Annotated in this window: 19 protein-coding genes; 9 read left to right on the top strand and 10 right to left on the bottom strand. The window is 65.2% G+C overall.

The genetic code is table 11. From position 1 onward, the window contains the following. Positions 1-35: 35 nt before the first annotated feature. Both NN5_RS02415 and NN5_RS02420 read right to left on the bottom strand, forming a co-directional pair. Positions 36-1,409, bottom strand: a complete 1,374-nt coding sequence (locus NN5_RS02415) for a serine hydrolase domain-containing protein (protein ID WP_067732464.1) — start codon at positions 1,407-1,409, stop codon at positions 36-38. A gap of 65 nt (positions 1,410-1,474) precedes the next feature. Next, on the bottom strand, positions 1,475-2,506 hold the full coding sequence (locus NN5_RS02420) for a hypothetical protein (RefSeq protein ID WP_067732465.1): 1,032 nt from the start codon (positions 2,504-2,506) through the stop codon (positions 1,475-1,477). Between the two features lie 202 nt (positions 2,507-2,708). On the opposite strand from NN5_RS02420, the gene NN5_RS02425 reads away from it, so the two are divergent. Beyond that, positions 2,709-3,134 (top strand): nuclear transport factor 2 family protein, encoded by a 426-nt coding sequence (locus NN5_RS02425; RefSeq protein ID WP_067732466.1) that lies wholly within the window; start codon positions 2,709-2,711, stop codon positions 3,132-3,134. A gap of 70 nt (positions 3,135-3,204) precedes the next feature. Here NN5_RS02425 and NN5_RS02430 read toward each other — a convergent pair whose 3' ends face one another. Continuing rightward, positions 3,205-3,984, bottom strand: a complete 780-nt coding sequence (locus tag NN5_RS02430; protein WP_067732467.1) for an esterase/lipase family protein — start codon at positions 3,982-3,984, stop codon at positions 3,205-3,207. Between the two features lie 10 nt (positions 3,985-3,994). Continuing rightward, on the bottom strand, positions 3,995-4,606 hold the full coding sequence (locus tag NN5_RS02435; protein ID WP_245656161.1) for a DUF3617 domain-containing protein: 612 nt from the start codon (positions 4,604-4,606) through the stop codon (positions 3,995-3,997). Positions 4,607-4,727: 121 nt separating this feature from the next. Here NN5_RS02435 and uvrB point away from each other — a divergent pair, with 121 nt between their 5' ends. The 5 genes from uvrB to NN5_RS02460 all read left to right on the top strand — a co-directional run bounded on the left by uvrB (position 4,728) and on the right by NN5_RS02460 (position 11,647). Beyond that, positions 4,728-6,914, top strand: coding sequence for an excinuclease ABC subunit UvrB (uvrB, locus tag NN5_RS02440; protein WP_067732468.1), 2,187 nt, complete (start codon positions 4,728-4,730; stop codon positions 6,912-6,914). A gap of 261 nt (positions 6,915-7,175) precedes the next feature. After that, positions 7,176-7,463 (top strand): type II toxin-antitoxin system RelE/ParE family toxin, encoded by a 288-nt coding sequence (locus tag NN5_RS02445; protein ID WP_067732469.1) that lies wholly within the window; start codon positions 7,176-7,178, stop codon positions 7,461-7,463. After that, complete coding sequence (locus tag NN5_RS02450; protein WP_067732470.1) at positions 7,432-7,752, top strand: HigA family addiction module antitoxin; 321 nt, start codon at positions 7,432-7,434, stop codon at positions 7,750-7,752. The genes NN5_RS02445 and NN5_RS02450 overlap by 32 nt, the downstream gene beginning before the upstream one ends. Positions 7,753-7,883: 131 nt before the next feature. Then, entirely contained in the window at positions 7,884-9,080 is a 1,197-nt protein-coding gene (locus NN5_RS02455) for a helix-turn-helix transcriptional regulator (protein WP_067732471.1), read from the top strand. Between the two features lie 128 nt (positions 9,081-9,208). Next, positions 9,209-11,647, top strand: coding sequence for a hypothetical protein (locus tag NN5_RS02460; RefSeq protein ID WP_067732472.1), 2,439 nt, complete (start codon positions 9,209-9,211; stop codon positions 11,645-11,647). Positions 11,648-11,753: 106 nt separating this feature from the next. Here the strand turns inward: NN5_RS02460 and NN5_RS02465 are convergent, their stop codons facing one another. Continuing rightward, positions 11,754-12,503: a hypothetical protein gene (locus NN5_RS02465; protein WP_067732473.1), complete on the bottom strand. Its 750-nt coding sequence runs from the start codon at positions 12,501-12,503 to the stop codon at positions 11,754-11,756. A 239-nt stretch (positions 12,504-12,742) separates the two neighbouring features. On the opposite strand from NN5_RS02465, the gene scpC reads away from it, so the two are divergent. The 3 genes from scpC (at position 12,743) to NN5_RS02480 (ending at position 17,475) form a co-directional block, all read left to right on the top strand. After that, positions 12,743-14,248: a succinyl-CoA:acetate CoA-transferase ScpC gene (gene scpC / locus NN5_RS02470; protein ID WP_505765282.1), complete on the top strand. Its 1,506-nt coding sequence runs from the start codon at positions 12,743-12,745 to the stop codon at positions 14,246-14,248. Between the two features lie 159 nt (positions 14,249-14,407). Continuing rightward, positions 14,408-15,916, top strand: coding sequence for a S10 family peptidase (locus tag NN5_RS02475; protein ID WP_067732475.1), 1,509 nt, complete (start codon positions 14,408-14,410; stop codon positions 15,914-15,916). A gap of 158 nt (positions 15,917-16,074) precedes the next feature. Next, complete coding sequence (locus NN5_RS02480) at positions 16,075-17,475, top strand: hypothetical protein (protein WP_157080969.1); 1,401 nt, start codon at positions 16,075-16,077, stop codon at positions 17,473-17,475. Between the two features lie 63 nt (positions 17,476-17,538). Here the strand turns inward: NN5_RS02480 and NN5_RS02485 are convergent, their stop codons facing one another. The 5 genes from NN5_RS02485 to tsaD form a co-directional block, all read right to left on the bottom strand. Continuing rightward, a complete protein-coding gene (locus NN5_RS02485; RefSeq protein ID WP_067732477.1) occupies positions 17,539-18,111 on the bottom strand; it encodes a helix-hairpin-helix domain-containing protein in 573 nt (190 codons plus the stop codon). A 128-nt stretch (positions 18,112-18,239) separates the two neighbouring features. Beyond that, the gene (locus tag NN5_RS02490; RefSeq protein WP_067732478.1) at positions 18,240-18,962 is read right to left on the bottom strand and encodes an OmpA family protein; all 723 of its coding nucleotides are present in this window, start codon (positions 18,960-18,962) and stop codon (positions 18,240-18,242) included. A gap of 51 nt (positions 18,963-19,013) precedes the next feature. Next, complete coding sequence (locus tag NN5_RS02495; protein WP_067732479.1) at positions 19,014-20,534, bottom strand: lipopolysaccharide biosynthesis protein; 1,521 nt, start codon at positions 20,532-20,534, stop codon at positions 19,014-19,016. After that, a complete protein-coding gene (locus NN5_RS02500) occupies positions 20,531-21,526 on the bottom strand; it encodes an NAD(P)H-dependent glycerol-3-phosphate dehydrogenase (protein WP_067732480.1) in 996 nt (331 codons plus the stop codon). The genes NN5_RS02495 and NN5_RS02500 overlap by 4 nt, the downstream gene beginning before the upstream one ends. Beyond that, positions 21,523-22,578, bottom strand: coding sequence for a tRNA (adenosine(37)-N6)-threonylcarbamoyltransferase complex transferase subunit TsaD (tsaD, locus tag NN5_RS02505; RefSeq protein ID WP_067732481.1), 1,056 nt, complete (start codon positions 22,576-22,578; stop codon positions 21,523-21,525). Before tsaD ends, NN5_RS02500 begins: the two co-directional genes overlap by 4 nt. Positions 22,579-22,630: the final 52 nt, after the last annotated feature.

The following is a 22,630-nucleotide window of genomic DNA, read 5'->3' on the forward strand; positions in this document are numbered from 1 at the left end:
GGGGATGTAGGAAAACGTTTTGGGAGAATGCCCGCCTATTCGCCAAGGGGCATCCGGTTCGCGTAAAAATCGGCTTCGTCATCAGCGGAAAGCGCATCGAGGTTGGCGAGCGCCACGACGACCGCATCGAGTTCAGGATAGACGCGAAACGCGGCATTCATGCCGGGGGCACCGCCGCCATGGCCCCAATTCCGTCCAACGCCCTGGCCACTGATAAGGAATCCAAAACCATACCAGCCATCGGGCCGCTGCGGCGACGTCGCTTGCGCCAGCAGTGCCTTCGACAGCAGCTTGCCCGAGCGCAGGGCATCCGCGAACCGGATCATGTCACCCGCGGTCGTATAGCCGCCCCCTGCCGGAGAGCCCCGGTAGGGCAAAGTATCAGCATTATCGACGAGCTTGCCCTCCCCGTTCAAAGTATAGCCGCGTGAACGGTTCGGCACGGCCACGTTCTCCGGCAACGATCCGGAATCCCGCATGTCTGCAGGGGCATAGATGTGTTCGCGCACGTAGCTGTAATAGTTCTGGCCACTGACCGCTTCGACTATCCGGCCGAGCAGCACGAAACCGTAATTGGCGTATGCCCCTTTCCCGTCCTTGCTGACATCCTGCGCACGGTTGCCGAACAGCTTCACGTAGTCAGCCGGGGTCTTCACTTCGAGGCGCTTTGCCTCGTACTCCGGCGTAAAGATATCTCCCGCCCCGCCCATATGTGTGAGGAGTTCGCGGATCGTCACCGTTTTCGCAAAGTCGGTATTGGGATAATCCGGCAGATAAGTGCCGATTGTCGCATCGAGGGCAATCTGCCCCTTCTCCACCAGTTGCAGCACGCTGATCGCGGTGAACATCTTGTTCGCCGATCCGATACGGAAGCGGGTGCTCATCGTTACCGGCGTTTTCCCCGCACGATCGGCAAGGCCGACAGCCTGCTGGTAAATCACCTTGCCGTGGCGCTCGACCATGATCGTCCCGGCAAACCGATCGGCCGCGACATCCCGGGCCAGCTTTGCCGCCATCATCCGATCGAGTTCGGCATACGGCACACGCGGGATGGCAAATTCCGGCGGCCGGTCCGCCAAACTGAAACCGGCATCAAGGACTGTCATCGGATCGGCCGGGTCAAGCGAAACGGCTTCCTTCCAGAACGCGTCGCCCCGTTCGGCTGCGAACAGCACTGTGATCCCGTTGGGACCGCGAGCATCAATACGCACCGGCGTGATCCGCCCGGTCATGCGGTAGAGATCCTTCCAGCTCTCCGCCGTCGTTTGGCGATGATAGAGACGATTGTATGCCCGCACATCTTCCGGATCATCCGAATGATAGGCCGTGATGAAGGCGGAGATGAAATGGCCCGCCGGCGTATCGGGAATTTCGGCCGGCTTGGGCGGAGCGTCGGCAAGCACCGCCACTGGCAAGCACAGGAGAGCCGGGAAAAGCAAACCTCGCATCGATCCACGTCTCCAGATTCGCCGCGTCACGCTGCGGCAGGGCCATGGCCCTGTCCCAGACGCCAGTTCAGCAACCGGACGAACGGCTCCGGGTCGTCCAGCCTGAAAGCCACGGCGGAAAAGGAGCGCTCCCGCAGCAGCGACCGGCGCGGCAGCGGGGCATTCAGTCTGAGCAGCACGTTGGGCCATGCCAGCAGCGCGGCATTGAAAGTCGCCGGATCACGGATATCGCCGCCCGCAAGGCCAATGCCGCTTTCGATGCTGGCGATCGCATGGAAAGGGATTTCCTGATCGATCAGGAAACCGGCCCGCACGCGCACGCCTTCGCCCGTCACCAGCACGGGCCGCAGCCGGAACGACTTGATCAGTCCGACCAGATAGACCAGCCCCACGTCGCTCACCACGAACAGGATGATCGCCGCCATCCCGCTCCAGCGGCCAAGCAGCAAGTGATAGGCCGCGACTTCAATCGCCGACAGCACCAGCAGCGCGGTGCACATCGGCGCCAGATGCCGGTGATAAACGAAAGCCCGGCTTCCCGCAGGCACATCGGCCGGGCCGCCCCAGCGGAACAAGGCGATATGGATCACCGTGAGTTCCATGGCCGCAAAGCGCACCAGCGCGGGCGGCAGGAATTCCGAGGCCGCTGCCTGCCACCGCTCCCGCCGAGAGCCCTCGCCCCGGACAATGTGCCCGGCCCGCAGCGCGGACCACGCGACATGGGCCATCACGGCCATGGCCATCGGCACCATGACGGCCGGCATGGCCAGCAATGCCTGCTTCAATGCAGGAGGCGCGCCCAGCCCGACGGCAACACTCGCCGAGGCCAGAACCGCCACGACAGCACGCCGCGGCGGACGGCCGCCGGGAGACCGCGCGATCAGCGCCAGCATCAGGCTATCCGCGACGATCCAGAGAAACAGCAACAGCGCCGCAGCGGGATACCGCTCCGCCACCGGCAGGCGCACTGCCATCGCGGCCAGCGCGACGACAAGAAACGGCAGAACCTTCAGGCCAATCTGCCTGGCGGCAAGAGTATCGCGGGCTTGTGCGGTCACGGCTTTCCTCCAAGCCCCCGCACGATACGCGTTCCGTGCGCCCGGGACAGCCCGCAGCCATTAATTTCATTTCATCCGGCAGCAAACACTGGCGAAAACACCTGTCGGCCAGTTGATGGCGAATAATCTCTTTTGATCGCAGCGACAGCCCAGCTACACGATACCGTGTTTGGCTCAAAGTTTCGAAATGGGAATAGGCGCCGTGAAACTGCAAGAAGTTTCCGACAAACTGGAAATCAATGAACTTCTGGCGCGATATTGCCACGCCTTGGACCAAAAGGACTGGGCTGCATTCCGTGAGGTATTTGCACCCGACGCCCATCTCGATTTTTCCGCCTTTGGCGGACCACAGGGTTGCGTCAGCGATCTCGAGGCATTTCTTACCCCTATTCTCTCTGGCCTCACCAACTCGCAGCACACAGTATCAACAGTCAAAATCGATCTTGAAGGCGACATTGCCAAGGCTCGCTCCGCCGCGATCGTGCCGATGACAACCGTCACCGCCGATGGCCATGAAAGCACCTTTATCAGCGGCCTTTGGTACGAGGACGATCTCGTCCGTTCGCCGGATGGCTGGCGTATCAAGTCACGGAAACAAGTGCGAGGCTGGGCCTCGTCCCCGATATAATCAGGTGCCCGCTCCCTAAGGCATCTCTTTTAGCACTGCATTCTTCGCAGCAGGCGGCCAAGCCGCCCCCTCAATCCTCCCAATCCAGCTGCCGCAGCACTTCCGCGATAACCCTGGGCGCATTCGAAAAATCGAGGTGCGAGCAGCGGACCGACACCGCGCGGTCGCGTTCTTCCGGCCAGCCGCAGGCGGCGCGCGGGGCGATGATGCCGTCGCGCGGGCTCCACAGGGCGATCGTCGGGACCGGCGGCTTGACCGAGAAATCGCACTCGATCGGCGGCTCGTCCACCGAATGGCCGGTGACGACCTGATAGGCGCGCCAGGCATTGTTGGCGCGCGGGTCGCCCGAGAACGGCGTGCCCATGGTGATAACCTTGGCGACCATGTCCGGCTCGCGCCGGGCAATCTCGCGCGCGAAGAGACCGCCCAGGCTCCAGCCCACCAGCGCGACGGGCGCCTTGTGCCGGAACGCGATCGCGCCGACGCGGCGCATCAGGAAGGCGAAATTGCTCTGGCTGGGACCGAAGTTGAAGCCCAGACCCCATTCGTGGACGTGATGGCCCGCCGCCGTCAGCGCATCGGCCATCGGCTTCATCCGCCGGGGATGCGAGCCGAAGCCCGGCAGCAGCATGACCGGCATCGGATGCGCGGCCGGCTGCACCGCCGGTTCCTTGCTGCGCCCGCGGTAGAGCGAAAGCAGCTCGGCCAGCATCAGTTGCAGCGGCGGCTTGCCCACGCCCGGCGGATGCGGCTCACGCACGAAAGCCGCGCGCCGGGCAATCGCCTCGCGCAGGGACCCCGTTTGATGGCGCGCGGTACTGTTCACGTCGTCTTTCGGCCTTCCGTTCATCGATCCCGGATCAGGATGCGCAATCGCCGATACGCTCCGTCGTCAGGTGCATTTTCATCTTCATGGCGCCTGCGGACTCTTTCCCGCCGGTAACGTCCATGCTGACCGTCACGTCCGAGCCGGTTTCGCTGACAGTGCCGTTCATGGTCATCGTCGCTTCGCCCTGCTCTTCGGTGGTGCAATGCATCTGGGCATCGAGACGGCCGCCGGCAACATCGAATTTGGAATACGTGCAGTCGCCGCCCTTGCCGACATTCTGCAGCATTTCCTTGTAGCCCTTGTCGGTATCCGCATCGGTGATGCAGATGGTCTGGACCTGGGGCTTGCCGGTCATCGCCTTCATCTGGCTGGCGGCTTCCCTGGGCAGGCCGGGAATCTCCATGTCGAGGATCTCGATGGTCTGCTTGTAGGCACCCGGCTTGGGCCGATCGAGCTTCGCCGCCTCGTGCGCGACATCCTGGGCGGACTTGGTTTCGCCCGCCGGAGCCGCGCTTTCGCCCGGCGCTTCCTGCTTGGAGCCGCAACCCGCCAGCGACAGCATCGCCGCGGCAAGCCAGATACCGGCCGCCCCCTTATGCATCATACCGGCACGCATCGAACCCGCCCTCGAACCATTCGTCATGTCGCACGTCCTCCACCCTGGAACAGGGCGCGAAGAGCTATCACTGCCCCCGTCCGGTGCCAATGGCCGATCGGCGAGTGACACATTGCGGCAGACGAGCATATACCCCATATGTTCCGCCATGGCCGAACTCATCATCCGCCGCGGGCTCGAAGAACCGGACACCTCGGGCCACTTCGTTCCCCACAAGCCGCAGCGTCCGGAAAAGTCCCTGCCCGGCAAGGCATTCCGGATCGTCTCGGACTATGCGCCGGCCGGCGACCAGCCCACCGCGATCGCCGAACTGGTCGGCTCGGCGCAGGAGGGGGAGAAGACGCAGGTGCTGCTCGGCGTCACTGGCTCGGGCAAGACCTTCACCATGGCCAAAGTGATCGAGGAACTGCAGCGCCCGGCGCTGATCCTGGCCCCCAACAAGATCCTCGCCGCGCAGCTCTATGGCGAGATGAAGGACTTCTTCCCCGACAACGCGGTCGAGTATTTCGTCTCCTACTACGACTATTACCAGCCCGAAGCCTATGTGCCCCGGTCGGACACCTACATCGAGAAGGAAAGCTCGGTGAACGAGGCGATCGACCGGATGCGCCATTCGGCCACGCGCGCGCTGCTGGAGCGGGACGACGTAATCATCGTCGCTTCGGTCTCGTGCCTTTACGGCATCGGCTCGGTCGAGACCTATTCGGCGATGATCTTCGACCTGGAAACCGGCAAGGAGCAGGACCAGCGCGAGATCATCCGCAAGCTCGTCGCCCTGCAGTACAAGCGCAACGACCATGCCTTCGCGCGCGGCACCTTCCGCGTGCGCGGCGATAACCTCGAAATCTTCCCCAGCCACTATGAGGACATGGCTTGGCGGATCAGCTTCTTCGGTGACGAGATCGAGGAGATCGCCGAGTTCGATCCGCTGACCGGCAAGAAGGGTTCGGCGCTGGAAAAAGTGCGCGTCTATGCGAACTCGCACTACGTCACGCCGGGACCGACGATGAAGCAGGCGACCGAGGCGATCCGCTTCGAGCTGACCGAGCGGCTGAAAGAACTGGAGGCCGAGGGCAAGCTGCTCGAAGCCCAGCGGCTGGAACAGCGCACCCATTTCGACCTGGAGATGATCGCCGCCACCGGCTCGTGCGCGGGGATCGAGAACTATTCCCGCTTCCTCACCGGCCGCCTGCCGGGCGAGCCGCCGCCGACGCTGTTCGAATACCTGCCGGACAATGCCCTGCTCTTCGTCGACGAAAGCCACCAGACGGTGCCGCAGATCGGCGCGATGTCGAAAGGCGACCACCGGCGCAAGATCACGCTGGCCGAATATGGCTTCCGCCTGCCGAGCTGCATCGACAACCGGCCGCTGCGTTTCAACGAATGGGATGCGATGCGCCCGCAGACGGTCGCTGTCTCCGCCACGCCCGGCGGCTGGGAAATGGAGCAGTCGGGCGGGGTCTTCGCCGAGCAAGTGATCCGCCCCACCGGGTTGATCGACCCGCCGGTGACGATCCGTCCGGTCGAGGATCAGGTGCAGGACTGCATAAACGAGTGCAAGGAAACCGCCGCCAAGGGCTACCGCACGCTCGTCACCACCCTCACCAAGCGCATGGCCGAGGACCTCACCGAATTTATGCACGAGGCGGGCGTGCGCGTGCGCTACATGCATAGCGACGTCGAGACGCTGGAGCGCATCGAGCTGATCCGCGATCTGCGCATGGGCGTCTATGATGTGCTGGTGGGCATCAACCTGCTGCGCGAAGGCCTCGACATTCCCGAATGCGGCCTGGTGTGCATTCTCGATGCCGACAAGGAAGGTTTCCTGCGCAGCGAGACTTCGCTGATCCAGACCATCGGCCGCGCCGCGCGCAATGTGGACGGCCGCGTGATCCTCTATGCCGACCGCATGACCGGCTCGATGGAACGCGCCATCGCCGAAACCGACCGCCGCCGCGCCAAGCAGCAGGAATACAACGCCGAGCACGGCATCACCCCACAAACGATCAAGCGCCGCATCGCCGATATCGTGGCGGACACCGCCAGCCGCGACGGCGTGCTGGTGGAGATCGACGACGGGACACGCAACGAACTCGTCGGCCACAACCTGCGCGCCTACATCGAGGAACTAGAAGGCCGGATGCGCGCGGCCGCCGCCGATCTGGAGTTCGAGGAAGCCGGGCGGCTGCGCGACGAAATCCGGCGGCTGGAGGCGACCGAACTGGGCTTGCCGGAGGGCGAGCACAAGGCGCCGAAGGTGGGGCGGAGCAACGAGGGTAAGCCGGGGACGCGGAAGACGCGGTACGGGAAGGTGCAGAAGAAGTGGGGGCGGTAACGGTGCGACGCCACAGGTTTTTCTGTGGATATCTTATCCTATAGAATCAATATTTTGGAAATGGCGCCACATTCGACGTCGTCTAACTGCTTGTTGCGCCCAAATGACCCGAGGTTAGTAGAGGTGCTGCACATTTTTAGAGGCAGCCATGACGCAAAACGAAAGCCACAAAAAAGCGGAGTTTGCACGGGCATACATTTCACTGGACGTCCGTAGTGTATGCGATTCAAATGAGTCAGACGTCGTGGCAAGGAGTTTGCCATGATCCGTTCATTCGCCGATCCCGAAACCGAACTGGTGTTCCACGGCACCCGCAGCCGCAAGCTGCCGCCGGACATCCAGAACACGGCACGGCGCAAACTGCGCCAGATTGATCGGACGGTGAAGCTCCACGACTTGCGCATCCCGTCCGGCAATCGCTTCGAACAGTTGAAAGGTTTTACACCTTCACGATATAGTCTGCGCATCAACGACCAGTGGCGGATCACCTTCCGCTGGTCAGAAGGAGGCGCGGACGATGTCCGGATCGAGGACTATCACAAGGGATGAAGACCGGCTGGACAACGTCCACCCCGGCGCGATCCTGCGTGAAGATTTCCTGATCGGGAGCGAAATTCCCGTCGAGGAGGTCGCGACCGGAGCCGGGCTCGCCCTGGATTACCTCAAGGCGCTTCTCTCCGAATCCGCCCCCGTCGATGCCATCACCGACCTGCGGCTCGCCCGCTATTTCGGCATGAGCGAAGGATTTTTTCTGGGGCTCCAGATCGACTACGACCTTGAAGAAGGACGCCGGACACGCGGCGACGAACTTGACCGCATCGTCCCGCGAGCGGCCTGACCAAACACCCCCGAACAAAAAGCCCCGGGCCTGACGGACAGGCGCCGGGGCAGGAAAAGGAATGGCATTACCAATCCTTCGGGTCGCGTTTCCCTTTTGAACGCAAAGCCTTCTCCACACATACCAAGATCATGGTATGTACCGCTCCGGAACGGGGCAAACGCGGGGGCGGCGTGGGCAGGCAAGGCAGGGACAGTGCAACGCGGAAAGTGGCGCGGATTGCCGCTGCTTTCGCGCGCGCGCCGTTCGAGCCGCTGGGCTGGGACACCGCCCTGCGCACGCTGGCGGAGGCGACCCGTTCCTCGCATGGGCAGATGCTGGCGATGGGCGCCCGGCACTTGGCCTTCAACTGGGTGAGCGATGCGGACCCCGGTTTTCACACGCTGCTGGAGGACATCGACGGCTACTTGCCCGAAGTGAACTATCGCGTGGCAGCGGCCGGTCAGCCGCTCGAAATGGCCTGGGAAGCGCACTATGACGCCGTGCGGGCCGCGCATACGGACGAACGCTATCTCGACGCCATGCGCCGTCTCGATGTCGAGCATGGCGCGCAGATGGTGCTCACCCAGCAGCCCGATGCCTTTTTCGGGCTGGCCGTGCTGCGCAGCGAGTCCGACGGGCGCTCGACCGAGGCCGACCGGCACGTGTTCGCACAAGCCGCGCCGCACGTTCTGGCGGCCCTGCGCACGCAGAACGCCATCGAGCATCAGGGATTGCTGATGGTACAGGGCTCGATCGAGACGATGCGCACGCCGGCGATCCTGCTCGATGCGGCCGCGCGGGTCTGCTACGTCAGCGAGGCGGCCGCCCCGCTGCTGGGCCTGCGCACGCTTCAGGTTCGAAACCAGACCCTGCGCGCGAGCGTCCCGGCCACGGACCGCGCCCTGCAAGCCCGCATCGCGCTGGCCCTTTCCGGCGCCGACACCGGCCCTTCCCCCCTGTGGGTTCGCAGCGATGCCGGGCTGCTGCTGGTGGAAGTCCGCGCGCTGCCGCGACAGGACTGGCATTTCGGCTTCACCCCGCGGGTGATCGTGACCCTGCGCTCACCGCTCGCCGCGCCGGGCGAGGAGGCGCATCATCTGGCGCACGAAGGCCTGGAGCGCGATGCCCGGCACTTGTCCGAGGCCCTGAGCCTGAGCAGCGCGGAAGCCCAGGTCGTGGCGCTGCTCTCGCGCGGTCATTCCCGGCAGGACATCGCCCGCCTTCGCGGCGTCAGCGTCCAGACAGTCACCGCGCAGCTGCGCAACGTATTCCTCAAGTGCAATGTCCGGCGCGAAAGCGAACTCGCCGCGATGGCGCGTGCAGTGACGGAAATCGCGAACGGCTGACAGGGCCGCGCACCATCGCATCGCGCCGCGCCATGGTTAAACAGGAGATAATTGTCCTGCCGCAATTCTCCTGACACTTTGTCTGATACAGTTCGCTTGTCTTGCTGCGGCCTGGGAGAGAGCTGGCCATGGAAAAGTGGACGTTTGGATGGATTGCCGTCTGTGGCGGCGCGTCATGCCTGTTGGGCTTCAGCGAAGCGGCGCAGGCGCAATTCACGACCTTGAAACCCGCCCCGCGCGTGGAAAGAAGCGACGCTCCGCCCGAAAGCGAGATCAAGCCGCCGGTCGCCGCCACGGCCACCGCGCCGGCCTCGTCCGTCACGCTGAAGGCAGGCACCACCAGCGAGGCGCTGCGCGCCTTGCCGGTGCGGCAGCGCTATTCGGCCGCTACCTTGCGGGCCAATCCGGTGCTGACGCTGGGCAGGGACAAAGTGAATTTGCGGCCCGTGCTCAACAATCCCGGTTCGCTCGGCAACATGGCCACACGCCTGCGCGCACAGACGGCGCTGACCCGGGTCATGGCCGATGACATCGAGGCGAGCCGGATCGATCAGGGCCTGATCGTGCGCCAGTACCTGGCCTACAGCATGAAACCCGGCGCCTGCTCGACGCCGGCCAAGAGCGCCGCGCTCGATCGCGCCGGTATCGGCTGCTTCGTGCAGACGAGTGCCGCAGCCCGCAACGCCGCTTTTGCCGATCCCGGCAGCGCGCGCTACATCGCCGATCCGGCCAGGCGCGCGCAGGCGATTGCCGCCGCCGGCAAGGAAGCGGAGGCCGAACAGGCCGATTTCGCACAAGGGATCGCGCAGTTCCGCGCGATGATGAAGGATCCCGCGCAGCGCCAGCAGGTGGAAGCGCAAGTCGGCGCGGCCGAGGCGGCCCGTCTGGCCGCCCTGCCCGACGCCCAGCTTGAAGGCGAGATGATCAACGCGGCCGACGTGCAGATCGAGGACACCATGTTCCTCCCCGCGTTCGACAAGAAGCTGCAACTGGCAGCGCGCCCCGCATTTTCGCAAAAACCCATGCCCCGGCCGCAGATCCCCGAGAAAGTCGAGGCCGAGCGCACGCTGGCGCAGCATGTCCTCCTCACCGGCTTTACGCTGGGACGCGAAAACGAATGGCGCCGGCGTGTCTCCGTCACCGTCAAGACCTGTCTCGTAAGCTGCAAGAAGACCTATTACCTGGAGGTCTATGCCGGTTTCGGCTACGGTTTCGGCCTGCGTTTCCCGATCAGCGTAAGCGGGCTCTATGCCTACAACCGCGTGGGCAGCACCGAGACCGCCAGCATCGCGCCGGTGTTCCAGCCGATCAACGGCAGCCCGCATGATTACGAAGAAACCGGGCTCGATAGCGGCCAGGTGTTCCAGGGCCGCGAACTGGTGGCCGAGCTGACCGCCTATGCGGGCATGAACTACAAGGTGCCGTTCCACAGCGGCGGGGTTTCCGCGAACGTGGGCAAGGACCTGACCGAAGGGCTGCCCGCGCCGTTCACCAACGGCCAGTTCCAGCCCCCCGCTCCGGGCCCTGGCGGCGCGCTCAACAAGGACGTCGTGTTCGACAGCCCCGATCTGCTGGCCGGGCTGGCAAACTACGGCGTGGCGGGAGCCAAGATCCTGCCCGCCGTGCAAGTCGGCCTGACCTCCGACAAGCTGCAGGTGCAGCTCAAGGACAACCTGTCAGGCAAAGTCACCGAAATGACGAGTTCCGGCCAGACTTACCCGCTCGCCGTCAACCCGCAGGACCATTCGAGCAGCTTCTCGATCGGCCACCCGGAATATTCGCTGGCCTTCCAGGTCACGCCGGGCCTTGCCGCGCGGGTCTTCGTGGATGTCGCGGTCTGGTCGCATCACTGGGACTGGCCGGTGTGGTTCCCCGAAGTTTCCGTGACGCTGCCCCCGGACGGCGTGACCTTCACCTGCCACGAGAAGACCATCTGCGCGCGCGAGTACTTCTATTCGCCGACCGTGAGCAAGGACGCGCCCGGCGCGCAGCAGCCCCCTTCCGATCCCATGGAGAAGGAAGTCTTCGACTGGCGGCAGGCCTATATAAAGAAGTACTATGACCAGTGCGCCTACCTGCCGCTCAACTTCTGCGGCGTGGCGATCACGGGCGTGGCGGAGATGACGGGCAACCGCATCCTCAACGAAATGCGCGCCCAGCCCAAGTACCCTTCGATCGAAACCGCGCAGATCATGATCCGCAACGCGATCGAGGCCGACAAGAAAGGCAAGGCGATCATCCTCGAAAGCAAGGTGGCCGAGGTTGATCTCTACGGGAAGGACTTGTTCAAGACCTACGAACCGGTCTGGGCACACGACTGCACCGACCAGCTCTGCCGCACGCGCATCCACGCGCTGGGCGATGCCTATGTGAAGGCACTGATGGCCCGGCAGAAAGCCCACCCGGCCTGGGAACGCAACCAGGTCGTGTTCGAGGAGAACACCCAGGGCGGCTGGTCCCGGAAAGCGGCAGAGGAAGTCAAAGCCTCGCAGCAGCGCACCGAGGCCCTGCGGAACCGGGGCAGGAAGCCCGTCATCCCCACACGCCCCCTGCGCACGATTCCCTGAGTGCACGATTCCCTGAGCCCCCGGACAGGCGCGGAGTACGACAAGCGAGCGTTACAAAGCCTTCAATTGTCCGGCGCGGGGCTGGCGGATTGTCGGCTTTTCGCCATCAGCGGCGCGACAGCGAGCGGAGCATTCCCTGCACTTCGTCCTGCAGGTCCATCTCCACCGCGGGGGCGCCCAGCAGCAGCATGTTGGCAACGAAGGCGGCATCGTTGCGCGGCTCTTTAAGGGCCTCGCGCAGGATCGGCAGGTTCTCTTCGATGTGGGCCATGAAGGCCACGCCCGCCTCGCAAACCTCTTCCCATTTGGCCCGCGTCCACAGCGCCAGCGGATAGAGAATCTCGCTCTTGAAGTTGGAGCCCATCGCGCGTTCGAGGAAGCGCATCCCCACGGTCCAGGTCTCGCCGTTACGCATCGGCGGCGGGGTCGGTTCGCCTGCCAGCATCTTCTTGCCGGCCTGGCCGACATGATCGTCAAGCGTCACGGGCGCTGCGATTTCCCCGCGAAAGTGCCAGAGTCCGGCGTTTCCGGGGAACCCCGGCCCGAAGCGTTCGCGCAAGCCCGCCTCGACTTTGTCGACCGCGTGCTTGTCTCCCTTCATCGCCGCCGCCATGGCGAAGGCCACCAGCGTATCATCGCCGATCTGGTGCGTGATGCCACCTGCCAGCTGCTGTTCCGTCAGCGCCGGCGTGAGTCCGTCGGCAGGCATCTCCACCTGGCCGGAACGATGGGCCGAAAGGAACGCGGTGATCTCCAGCCAGGGCAGGAAATTGTCGAGAAACGCATCCGGATCGGCGTGGACGATGGCGAGGTTGATCGGCTGCTTGCGCTTGGCCAGTTCGGTCATGTCGGTCATGGGCTGTCTTCTCCTCGGGCTTTTGGCGGTTGGGGTTCCGGGAAAAAACAAAGCAAAATTTGCGCCATGTCATGGCGCGCCGCATGAGTTGAGGCACTGTGTGATGGGGGAACTCGTGCCCTTGGCAATGTGCCGGAATCGCGAGTTGCAGAATATGCAATCGTTTCTGCTGCTTTTTCACTGTTCTTTCACGCGCTCGCGCGCGAACGGGCGATCTGTGGAAGAGAAGGAGAGGTCGCTTGCGTATCCGTAATCACATGCTGCGTTCGAAGATCATGGACGCCGCCGATGCCGCCCGGTTCATCACCAACGGCAGTGCCGTGGGCATGAGCGGATTTACCGGTTCCGGATATCCCAAAGCCGTTCCCCAAGCGCTCGCCGCGCAGATCGAAGCCGAACATGCCGCCGGCAATCCCTTCAAGGTCAGCATGTGGACCGGTGCCTCGACCGGTCCCGAACTCGACGGCGCGCTGGCCAAGGCCGATGGCATCGAGTTCCGCCTGCCCTACAATTCCGATCCCATCGCCCGCGAGAAGATCAACAAGGGCGAGATGAACTATTTCGACATGCACCTGAGCCAGGTGGCGCCGATGGCCTGGCAGGGTTTCCTCGGCCCGCTGGACACTGCCGTGATCGAAGTGACCGGCATTCGCGAGGACGGCTCGCTGATCCCCTCCTCCTCGGTCGGCAACAACAAGACCTGGCTCGATCGCGCCGAAAAGGTGATCCTCGAAGTCAATTCCTGGCAGAACGAAGCGCTCGAAGGGATGCACGACATCTACTACGGCACGGCCCTGCCGCCGCACCGCGTGCCGATCCCGCTGGTCAAGCCCGACGACCGGATCGGCGAGAAGACGCTGCGCTGCGATCCGAAGAAGATTGTCGCCATCGTCGAGACCGACGCGCCCGACCGCAATGCCCCGTTCTCCCCGCCGGATGAAAAGGCGCGCGCGATTGCCGGGCACATCCTCGAATTCCTCGGCCACGAAGTGAAAGTGGGCCGCCTGCCCGCCTCGCTGCTGCCGATCCAGTCGGGCGTGGGCAATATCGCCAATGCCGTGCTGACCGGGCTGATCGACAGCCCCTTCGACGCGATGACCGCCTATACCGAAGTGATCCAGGACGGGATGCTGGACCTGCTCGATACGGGCAAGCTGCGCATGGCCAGTGCCACCGCCTTCTCGCTCAGCCCCGAGGCGGCCGAGCGCGTCAACCGCGACATGCACCGCTACCGCGACAAGATGATCATGCGCCCGCAGGAAATCAGCAACCATCCCGAACTGGTCCGGCGCCTGGGCTGCATCGCCATGAACGGGCTGATCGAAGCCGATATCTACGGCGCGGTCAATTCCACCCACGTCATGGGCTCGCGCATCCAGAACGGCATCGGCGGCTCGGGCGACTTCGCGCGCAATGCCTATATCTCGATCTTCGTGACGCCCTCGACGGCGAAGGGCGGCGCCATTTCCGCGATCGTGCCGCAGGCGAGCCACGTCGACCACATCAACCAGGACGTGCAGGTGATCGTCACCGAGCAGGGCCTTGCCGACTTGCGCGGGCTCAGCCCCAAGGAGCGCGCCAAGGTGATCATCGCCAACTGCGCGCATCCGGACTACCGGCCGCTGCTGGAAGACTACTTCGCGCGCGCGCAGAAGCAGTCCTACGGGTTGCAGTCACCTTCGATCCTCAGCGAGGCGCTGTCCTGGCACCAGCGCTTCATCGAAACCGGATCGATGCTGCCCTGATTTCCCGCGCGGCGGTGCGATGCCGCGGAAACCCGTCCGGGCCTGCCCCGTACAGGTCTTGCCCGTGCAGGTCTTGCCGCATCGCACCGCCGCGCTAAGGTGCCTCGCTTCGCCTCCCCCTCCCCCCAGAGGCGCCAAGCATTCGAGGTACGACATTCCATGCGATTCCTGACTCTGGCCGCTTCGGCCCTGCTGCTGGCGGCTTCCGGCTCAGCCATCCTCGCCGCCGACAACGCCGATGACGCCAAGGCCTCCGAAAAGGCCGACGCCAAGACCGACGACCATTTCACCCCCTTCCCCGCGCCCAGGTCGATCAAGCAATCGGCCGTGATCGGCGGCAAGACGGTCAGCTACGCCGCCACGGTCGGGTCGCTGCCGGTGAAGGACGAGACGGGCAAGGTCATCGGCGAAGTCGTCTATACCGCCTATACCGTGCCCGGCGCGCCCACTTCCCGGCCGGTGACGTTCGCCTTCAACGGCGGCCCCGGTGCCTCGTCAGTCTATCTCAACCTCGGCGCGATCGGCCCCAAGAGCGTGGCGTTCGGCGATCAGGGCGATGCGCCTTCCGATCTTGCCGTGCTGCGCGACAATCCCAATTCCTGGCTCGATTTCACCGACCTCGTCTTCATCGATCCCATTGGCACCGGCTTTTCACGTTCGCGCGAGGACAAGGACAAGACCAAGAAGGACTTCTACGAAGCCGACGCCGACATCCATTACCTCAGCCGCGTGGTCTATGACTGGCTGGTCGCCAATGACCGCCTGACCAGCCGCAAGTACCTCGCGGGCGAAAGCTACGGCGGCTACCGCGTGCCGCGCCTCGCCTATTACCTGCAGACGCAGATGGGCGTGGGCATTTCCGGCATGACGCTGGTTTCGCCCTATCTCGATCCGCCCGCCATCGGCGAGGACGACGCGCTCTCTCCGCTGCCGTGGATGATCAACCTGCCCTCGATGGCGGCGGGTCATTTCGAACGGCAGGGCAAGCCGCTCGACGAGACCACCATGGGCCCGGTCGAGACCTACATGCGCACCCAGTTCGTGCAGGATTTCCTCGCCGGTCCGGGAGACAAGGCCGCGACCGACCGGCTTTCAGCGAAAGTCGCGGAGATCACCGGGCTCGATCCGGCCCTGGTGCGGCGCATGAACGGGCGCGTCGATATCGACACCTACCTGCGCGAAATCCGCCGCAGTCAGGGCCTGATCGGCTCGGTCTATGATTCCAACTACACCGCCTACGACCCCTTCCCCGCCAGCGCGACGCCGCAATACAGCGACCCGCTGCTGACCACGCTGATCGCGCCCACGACGTCCGCCATGGTCGATTTCATCACCCGGCAAGTCGGCTGGAAAGTGGATGCCCGCTACAACGCGCTGTCCTACGCCGTGAACGAGCAGTGGAAGCGCGACGATACCGACAGCCCAGTCAGCGATCTGCGCAAGGCCGTCGCCACCGACCCGAAGATGAAAGTGAACATCGTCCACGGCTGGGATGACCTGTCCTGCCCGTTCTACGGATCGAAGCTGATCCTGGCGCAGATGCCCGATTTTGCCCGCGACGGCCGGATCAGCCTGCATATGTATCCGGGTGGGCACATGTTCTATTCGCGCGCGGACAGCGGCGCGGCGATGCGGCGCGATGTGATGGGAAGCTACCAGGGCGGCTGAGTCGCCCTCGCAGCGGCAACGCTCTGCTCCCCGCGCGCTCCACAATGCGACACCCGGGGAACAGGGCTTGACGTTCCGGCTGCCGGGCCCATGCCTTTGCCGCGCGCGCACCCAGCCGCGCGGTTTGCAGGGCAATCCCGATGAAGAAGCGGCACGCGGTGTCCAGGCACTTTCACTTCAAGCCGCTTCTGGCGCTGGCCGCGGCGCTCGCGCTGGGCAGTGCGGGGCCGGGCCAGTCGTCCACCGCTGCGCAGGAAGAGCCCGCGCCGGAGGTCATTGCGCCTGCCGAAGGCGCCTATCCGTTCTACATGCCGATGCAGGGGCTGCGCCCGCCTGCGGTAAAGCTGTTCATCAAATGCGATGCCTCACGCGCGGCGGGACGTGAAGTCTATGCCGGGCGGGACGCGGCTTCGCTCTATGGCCGGGTCGAGGGCGGGTACGAGTTCGTTTACGAGGCGCTCGATTCCGCCGGCAAGCCCTGCGTCTATCCTTTCGCGCCGTGGCAGCCGCAGATCGTAGGGCCGCTGCAAGGCACCCAGTACATTCTGCGATCCTCGATGCCGGGCCACCCGGTGGTGTTCCGCACCGGAGACGAGTGGGCGAGCATCGACCTCAGGCTGTTCGACATCGGCCGCCAGCGCATCCACTTCGAGATGCAGGACATCCAGCTCGACTTCCCCGGCGCGAAGCAGCCCAAGGGCGGGCTGAATCTGGAAGTCTTCGGAGGGCAGCGGCCCGGCCTGTTCACCGCGGTCATTCGCCGGGCGCGGATCTTCGGCGGCAAGAACGCCATCTTCGTGCCCAGCGGCCAGACGATGCTCTATGTCGAGGACAGCGACATTGCCGGCAATATCAGTTCCAGTCCCGATCAGGAGCACACCACCTACATCAACGGCACGCTGGTCACGCATCTGCGCAATTCGATCTGGCACGGCCAGCGCGGCTGGTCGAACGTTGCGAGCGGCCACCAGCTCAAGGACAAGGCCTATCTACGCATCTACGAGAACGTGACGGTCGCCAATACGCCCAACGGCGCCCCGCCTTCGGCGATGCCGCTGATCGATGCCTCGATCTACGGGTTCACCTGGTCGAACAACTTGCGGATCCAGCGGCAGGAGCCTGCACAGGCCGTGCGCGACGGTCTGGTCGACCTGCGCAGCGACATCACTTATGCCGCGCCGGACAGCTATCCGTGGAACGTGCTGGCCAATCCCGGCTGGCACATGCCCGCCGCGCCGCTATCCGTGCTCGACCAGGTCTATCTCTCGGTCTTCCTCAACACCTCGGTAAAGAGCTATCGCACCGAGCCTTATGTCTTCGCGGTAAGGCCGCAAGGCACCTGGATCGAACCAGGCACCACGCTGGTTAAAGGCAACGACACGACCACCCGCGCGCAGCAGCGCGTGATCTCGCTCGCCTTCAACACCACGGGCAACGTAGGCCGGGTCTATGCGAAGGAGGGCTGGGGCTTTGCCGATCCGCAAGTCCCCGCGGAGGCCCGGTGGATATTCGACCGCGACGCATTCATTCGCCATGCGCTGGCCCTGATCGGCCGGTAACGGCGGCGTGAAGCGATCCGCTGGTCTATGCCTGCTCCGGATCGCCCCACTTCGCAAGGCGGTTCAGAGCTTGCCGAACTTCGCCTCGTAAGCGCCGGTATCGCCGCCGGCCAGCAGCTTGGCCTGCTCCACCCAGTTGTCGCGGCGCGGACGGCCGGCGAAGGAACCGAGCTTGGTATCGAGCTCGTCCAGCTCGGCATCGCTCCAGGCGGCGATCTGCTCGTAGCGCGTGATGCCGAGCGATGTGAGCAGCGTCAGCATCTTGGGGCCGAGGCCCTTGATCTTGCGCAGGTCGTCCGCCTCTCCGGCGCCCGCCACCTCAGGCACCGTTTCAGGTGCGGGCTCGGGCGCGAGATTGTCGACTTCCTCCTGCGCGGCCACGGCGATCACTTCGCCGATCCCGGCCATGGTCCCGGCCATCGCGGGCGGATCGATATGGACCGGGGCATCCACTTGCGCGGCGGGCGGCGCGTCGATCAGCGCCTGATTGCGCTGCGCGGGCGCGGCACCCTCGTCCAGCACGTCCGGGCGGCGGTCGCGCCGGGGCGGCTTCGTCCCGTGGACAAACAGCCAGTACGCAACGGCGATGCCCACCAGCAGCGCGGCGATAAAGATCAGCCAGTTCGCCTCGATCATTTGCAGCACAGTATCTATCCCTTCCGGTTCCACAGCAGCCAGCCGATGCCGAAACCCAGCCCGTAGGTCAGCAGCACCGAGACAGCCATTTCAAGCCATAGCGGCAAGGCAGGTTCCTTTCATAGAGGCTATCCCGGCCCCGGCGTATCGATCGGCGTCGGCTTGACCGGCGCCGGGGAAATCACGGAAAATTCGATCCGGCGGTTGGCCGGATCGCTCGGGTCGAGCCCCGCTACCGGCTGCGCCGAGCCCACGCCCGCCGCGCGCAGTCCATCGGCGGGAATGCCGCGCCCCACCAGCGCCCAGCGCACGGCATTGGCCCGCGCCATCGACAGCGCCAGATTGGCCTTGGGATTGCCGCCTGCATCGGTATGCCCGATCACCGCGATGATACTGCCCACGCAAGGGCTCAGCGCGCGGGCAACTTCGTCAAGCAGCCGCTCGCTGGCCGGATCGATGCGGGCGCTCGCTTCGGTGAAACGGATCGTGCGGGTCTGGAGGATGCGTTTCACGTCATCCTGGCAATGGAGCGGAACCGCCACCGCCGCGCCGTCATGATCCCAGCTGATGCCGCCGATACCGGGAATGCGCGCGACAGCGGCAGCAACCCGCGTGCGGGTGGCGGCGTTAAGCCGTTCGCCGCCGGACAGAATCGGATGACGGGTCAGCCAGCCATAGCGGTCGCGAAAGGCCAGCTTCACTCCCTTGCCGCCGGCCGCATCGCGCGCGGCCAGGGCCTTCTGCTCCAGCCCGCCGATGAACGCCCCGCCATGGAGGTTGGTCGCAGCGAAGGCCATGGCCAGGCTCAGGGCGGCTCCGGCAGCAACGATCGAGGCACGGCGGGGATTCATGAACGTGAGCCTAGAATCTTCATCGCCTCCTGTCAGCCACCCGCGTCAGCTTCAGGCCGTCTTGGTCTTCTGGAACAGCTTGCGGTCTTCCGGACCGAAAGCCTTCTTCCAGATCACCCACATGTAGGAGCCGAGAATCGCAGGGATACCGAAAGCCAGCTCGGCCCATTCCGGCAGGTACTGCGTGGCAAGATAGCCCAGCATCACTGCCGGCACCGCCGCCCAGATCAGCGCCCAGCGCCAGTTGTTGATCTTCTGGTCCAGCAGGCGGGCCAGCATCTGCGACTTGACGATCGATGCCAGCCCCAGCGCCAGCATCAGTGCCGCCGCCGCCGCCGCCGCCTGATAGAGCGAATTGAAGCCGAGATGCTGCATCAGCAGGATGCCGGCCAGCGTCAGCACTGCCTGCAGACCGATCGTCAGCAGCGAGACCACGAGGTTCCTCACCCGCGCCATGTAGATCAGCGCCGCCTCGCTCACCACGGCGGTGGCAGCCACCACTTCGGCAGCGAGCAGGAAGGCCAGCGCCCCGGTGCCGCCCACGAACTCGCGGCCGATCAGCCCCATGACGCCCTCGCCGGGGATCGCCAGAGCCAAGGCGATGCCCGCCTGCGCGGCGGTGATCCAGAAGCCCACCTGACAGACCTGGCTGGCGATCGCGGCATAGTCCTTTTTCTTCAGATTGCGCGTAATCACCGGGCCAAGCACCGGCTCGAAGCTGGTCTTGAGCTTCTGCGGCAGGCTCGCCACCTGCTGCGCGGCATAATAGACGCCGACGGCCGACGGCGGCGCCAGAAAACCCAGCAGCAGGATATCGACGCGCCGGGTGCCCCATTCGATGGCATCGGCCAGCGCGATCGGCATCGACCGCACGGCCAGCCGGTGCATTTCCCCCGGGCGCGGCCGCCATGCGTAGGGAAGACCGTATTCGCGGAAGAACGGGATGAAGGCGGTCAGCGCGGCGGCGAAGATCGAGGACAGATAAGCCAGCGTCAGGCCGCTTTCGGGCGCGATCCAGATCATCGCCCCGGCCATGATCGAGATCGTCCACGGCTCGACAATCGCGCGCGCCCAAACCGTGGGGCTGATCCGCAAACGATAGGCGAGCGCCGCCAGCCAGATCTCGGTCAGGGTCAGCGGTGGGATCGCGATGACGATCAGCCGGTCGATCTGGCTGTAATTGCCCCCCGGAAACATCGGCTCGGGAACCAGATAGAAGAACAGCGCGGCGGCACAGGACGTGATCAGCGCCAGGACGGTGCCGTCTGCAATCACGTTGGCCGGATGGACCTGCCCCTCGGTATCGGACAGCCGCTGTGCCAGACCGCGCTTCTCACCCATCGTGCACAGCATCGAGGTGAGCTCGATCACCACCAGCGCCGAAGCGAAGCGGCCAAGCGCGGCGGGACCGTAAGATGCGGCGCGGCCCGCGATGAACAAGAACGGGATGCGCGCGGCAAGGCGCAGGAAGAACCCGAAGAAGTTCGTCCGCCCGCCCTTGGCGAGAGCCGCGATGTCGTCGTTCTCGCGTTTTTCGGCTGCCGCCTCGTCGCGGCTCACAGTCTCGCTCAAAGAGCGAACTCCCCTTCCGCCCGCAGCGGGCGTGCCAGCAGATCGGACACCACCGCACCGGCCGGTGCTTCGCCCGACAGCAGGCGGCACACGGCATCGACGATCGGCATCTGGATGCCTTCGCGCCGGGCAAGGTCCGCCAGCACCGGCGCCGTCGCCGCGCCTTCGGCCACGCTGTTCTTGCCCGACAGCGCCTGCTCCGCAGTCAGCCCCTGGCCAAGCGCGAGGCCGAGCGAGAAATTGCGGCTGGAGGTGGACGAGCAGGTCAGCACCAGATCGCCCAGCCCGCACAGGCCCGACAGCGTTTCCGGCCGCGCGCCGCGCGCCAGACCGAAACGCAGCATCTCGGCATAGCCGCGCGCGATCAGTGCCGCGCGGGCGTTCTGCCCGAGCTTGAGCCCGTCAACCACGCCGCAGGCAATCGCGAGCACGTTCTTGACCGCACCGCCAATCTCCGCGCCGGTCACGTCGTCGGAGTAATAGGGCCGCAGTGCCGGACGGGCGATGACCGGGGCCAGCCGGTCCCACTGCGCCTCCCCGCCCGAACAGGCGAGGGTGACGGCGGTCGGCAATCCGGCCGCCACTTCATGCGCGAAAGTCGGGCCGGACAGCACCGCCAGCCGCGCGCCGGGTGCGGCATCGGCCGCGACATCGGCCATCAGGCGGCCAGTGCCCGCCTCGATCCCCTTGGCGCACAGGACAAGATCGCGGTCTCCATCCGGCAGACCGGCAATGACCGAGGCGAGGAACTGCGCGGGCACCACGACCAGCAGCACCGGCAGCGCGGCCAGAGCGGTCAGATCGCTCGTCGCGCGAACGGTTTCGGCCAGAGCGGCGTCCGGCAGGTAAAGGCCGTTGCGGTGCTCGCTGTTGATCTGCGCGACAAGGTTCGGCTCGCGCGCCCAGAGCAGGACCTCGCTGCCATCCCCGGCCAGCGACTGCGCCAGCGCCGTGCCCCAGGCACCCGCGCCGATCACCCCCACCTTGCTCATGCCTTCACTCCTGCCCCGCGCACAGCCTCGGCATCCGGATCGAGCGGCCAACGCGGCCGCGCCGCCACGTCGAGCGGGTCCGACTGGCCGCGTTCGAACCGTTCAAGCCCCGCCCATGCGATCATCGCCGCATTGTCGGTACACAGTGTCAATGGCGGTGCAATGAACGGCAGCTCGAACTCCGCCGCCAGCCCTTCCAGCGCCCCGCGGATCGCCGTGTTCGCCGCCACGCCGCCCGCCACCACCAGCGCGTTGACTGCTCCGACGCCTGCCAGCGCCCTGCGCGTCCGGTCGATCAGGCAGTCGATCGCCGCCTGCTGGAACGAGGCGGCGATGTCGGCATCGGTATAGGCCAGTGGCGCCGCCGCATTCGTCAGCGCCTGCTTGGCCCGCAGCACCGCGCTCTTGAGCCCGGCGAAAGAGAAATGCGGCTCGGCACTGCCCATCAGCGGGCGCGGCAGCGGCACTTTCTTCGCATCGCCCTCCCGCGCCAGCCGTTCGAGCGCCGGGCCGCCGGGATAGCCCAGCCCCAGCACTTTGGCCGACTTGTCGAACGCCTCGCCCAGCGCATCGTCGATCGTGGTGGCAAGACGGCGGAATTGCCCCACCCCTTCCACCAGCAGGATCTGGCAATGCCCGCCGGACACCAGCAGCAGCAGATAGGGATAGGCCAGCGTGGCATCGGCAAGCCGCGGCGACAGCGCGTGGCCTTCGAGATGATTGACCGCGATCAGCGGCTTGTCCGCCGCCATCGCCAGCGCCTTGGCCGTCACAAGCCCGACCATGACCCCGCCGATCAGCCCGGGCCCGGCCGTCGCCGCAATCGCATCGACATCGTCCAGCGTCATGCCGGCATCCGCCAGCGTCGCTTCGATCATCGGGGCCAGCCGCTCGGCATGGGCGCGCGCGGCAATCTCGGGCACGACGCCGCCGTAGGGCCGGTGCACTTCATCCTGCGAGGCGATGCGCTGCGCCAGAATGGTGCGCTCGCTCGTCACCAGCGCGGCCGCGGTTTCATCGCAGGACGATTCTATGCCGAGAACGATCCTCATACCATTCTTCTTTGGCCGCACTTCCCCTGAACGGCAATGGCGGGTAGCACAA

Origin of the sequence: Novosphingobium naphthalenivorans NBRC 102051 (assembly GCF_001590985.1) — a bacterium.
GTDB classification, from domain to species: Bacteria; Pseudomonadota; Alphaproteobacteria; order Sphingomonadales; family Sphingomonadaceae; genus Novosphingobium; species Novosphingobium naphthalenivorans.